The sequence below is a fragment of the Actinospineispora acaciae DSM 45401 genome (genome assembly GCF_000620785.1).
Taxonomy (GTDB): domain Bacteria; phylum Actinomycetota; class Actinomycetes; order Mycobacteriales; family Pseudonocardiaceae; genus Pseudonocardia; species Pseudonocardia acaciae.
Genome location: NZ_JIAI01000073.1, coordinates 1 through 2,240, shown reverse-complemented (window position 1 = coordinate 2,240; position 2,240 = coordinate 1). Strand labels below are relative to the sequence as shown.

Below are 2,240 nucleotides of genomic sequence, written 5' to 3'. Positions count from 1 at the left end.
TGCTCAATCGACTGAGAGATCACGAGGACTTCTTCCACCGCCAACGCCACGAGCACGAGAGCAATGAAGCGGGCCTGACCCACGACAAGGACGCTGCCGAGATCGTCGAGCAGCTCCAGCTGGACCGAGGCTTCAAACCGTACTGGTGGGGGAGCTTCGTTGACGATCTCGGATCGGCTATGGGGCTGGAAGCCTTTAAGCAAATCGCACTGAGCCAACTAAACGCATCAAACACCCAGATCGGGTTGCTAACCGCTGTGGAGCGCCTGCCGGGTGTGGTGGTCGGACTGTTGGCCGGACCGCTGGTCGATCGAGTGAAACCGCTCCGACTGATGATAAGGATCGCTATAGCCCAATTCATACTGATGTTCTCGGTTCCAGTCGTCGGATGGTTCGGTCTTCTGCAGATGTGGCAGGTTTACCTGGTAGCGGGGGCCAGTGCCGCACTGTCAGCCTTCTTCGGTGTCGCTACCAGTCGCCATATGGATCAAATGATGAGCCACCGACTCGACGATGCTATAAGGAAAATGAAGACTGGGTCGGACACCGCTTATTCCGCTGGGCTAGGCATCGGCGGCCTTCTGGCCACATTTTTTGGCCCGGTCGCCACGTCGACCGTCGACGCGTTCTCTTATCTATTCAGCGCCGGCTCGTTGTCGCGCATCCGTGGTGCGTCCGACACGAAGCCGAACGCGGACATGAAGCGGGAAGGTTCTCAACGGTCCACCGAGAAGAAGGGAAAGGCCGACTGGTGGCGCATTGCGAACCGAGGGTCGGTCTCCGCGGTTGGATCCAGTATTGCAACGATTTGGAAGGAGATAGTCGACGGGCTGCGCTTTGTGGCCACTTATCGAATCTTGCGGGAAATCGCGGCGAGAAATACAACAAACTCGTTCTTCTCTACGATGTACTTGGCAACCTACTATCCACTTCTGACGAAGGTGATGGACTTCTCCCCCTTGACTGTCGGCGTGCTCTTTACCGCCGGAGTCGGCGCTGGTTTGCTCAGTGTTGTCGTGGCTCCGAGGATTTCCGCTCGGATCGGTTCCGCGCGAACGTTCCTCGTCGTTCCCGTCTTGATTGGACCGGTCTCCCTGCTCTATGGGATCGCCCCCTTTGTTCCCGCGAACTGGATGAGGCTGACCTTCGCTGGCGCTGGAATGGTCTCCTTCTATGTCGCAGGTAGGCTTGGATTTGTTCTCTCAGGTGAGTACCTTAGGCGATCTCCGCCAAAAGAGATGCGTTCACGTGTTACCGCATCACTGACTTGGCTGACAGGACTTGGGGCGCTCGCGGGCGCAGTGACTGGTGGCGCGTTAAGCGACCTGATGGGCGATCAGATTGGTCTTCCATTGGTCAGCATGATAGCCATGGGTGGCATGTGGGCGGGATCCTTGTGGATAGTCTTTTCTCCACTCCGCGCGGCACGTGATTTCGTTGATGCTGAACTTGCCCTTGCCGACCGCGTTCTGAAAGACCTCGCCGAGCGCGCCATCGAAGGTATCGACACCGTTCGCGCTCGGCTAGCGGATGCGCCACGATCATCTCGAGACGATGGAGAGACTCGCAAGCTAGTGGGCAAGCTCGGTAGGGGAGCCGCTGAAATCTCACAACTACGCAACGCCGTGCGTGCTGCCCAAAAACAAAGCAGGGAAGGTGGAGTTCCACGCGAAAAAGATCAAAAGGCTGAATACGAGAAGCCAATTAAAAAGCTCATCGAACAGGTCACCGAACTCAACGCCGAGCTCAACGAGGTGATCAGCGAGCTGTCGGCGCTGGCGGAACAGACACCTCGCAAGCCGACCGCGCGCTGGGCGATCTGGCCCAACGCCCCGCCGGATGGCCAGCGGAGCTGGCACTTCTTCGGCTACATCGCGCTGGTCGGCGTCGCCGGCTTCGGCGCCGGCCTGGCCACCTGGTATCGCACCGGCGGCGACTACCGCTGGATCGCGCTCGCGGTAGCCGGCGTCGAGGCCGGGCTGCTCGGGCTGAGCTGGGCCATCCACCGCTGGCACGGCGCCATCGGCCGGGCGGCCAAGGCCGTTGCCCACGCGGGCGTGACGGCGCCGCGCGCCGCGCGCACCCACGTCAAGACGGCGGCCCGACGGCTCGGCGCCCACCTCACGAAACGGCACCGAACCCCACCCGGCGGCGGCAACGGCGGGGGCGGCCACAACGGCGCGGTGATGCGCGGCTCTTGGCGGGCCGGTCAGGAGCAGGCCTTCCTGGACCTCGCGCCC

General features: G+C 61.3%; 1 protein-coding gene. It reads left to right on the top strand.

All coding sequences use genetic code 11. From position 1 onward, the window contains the following. The coding region (locus N912_RS64405) for an MFS transporter (protein WP_156994472.1) at window positions 1–2,240 on the top strand (2,240 nt) is incomplete at both ends.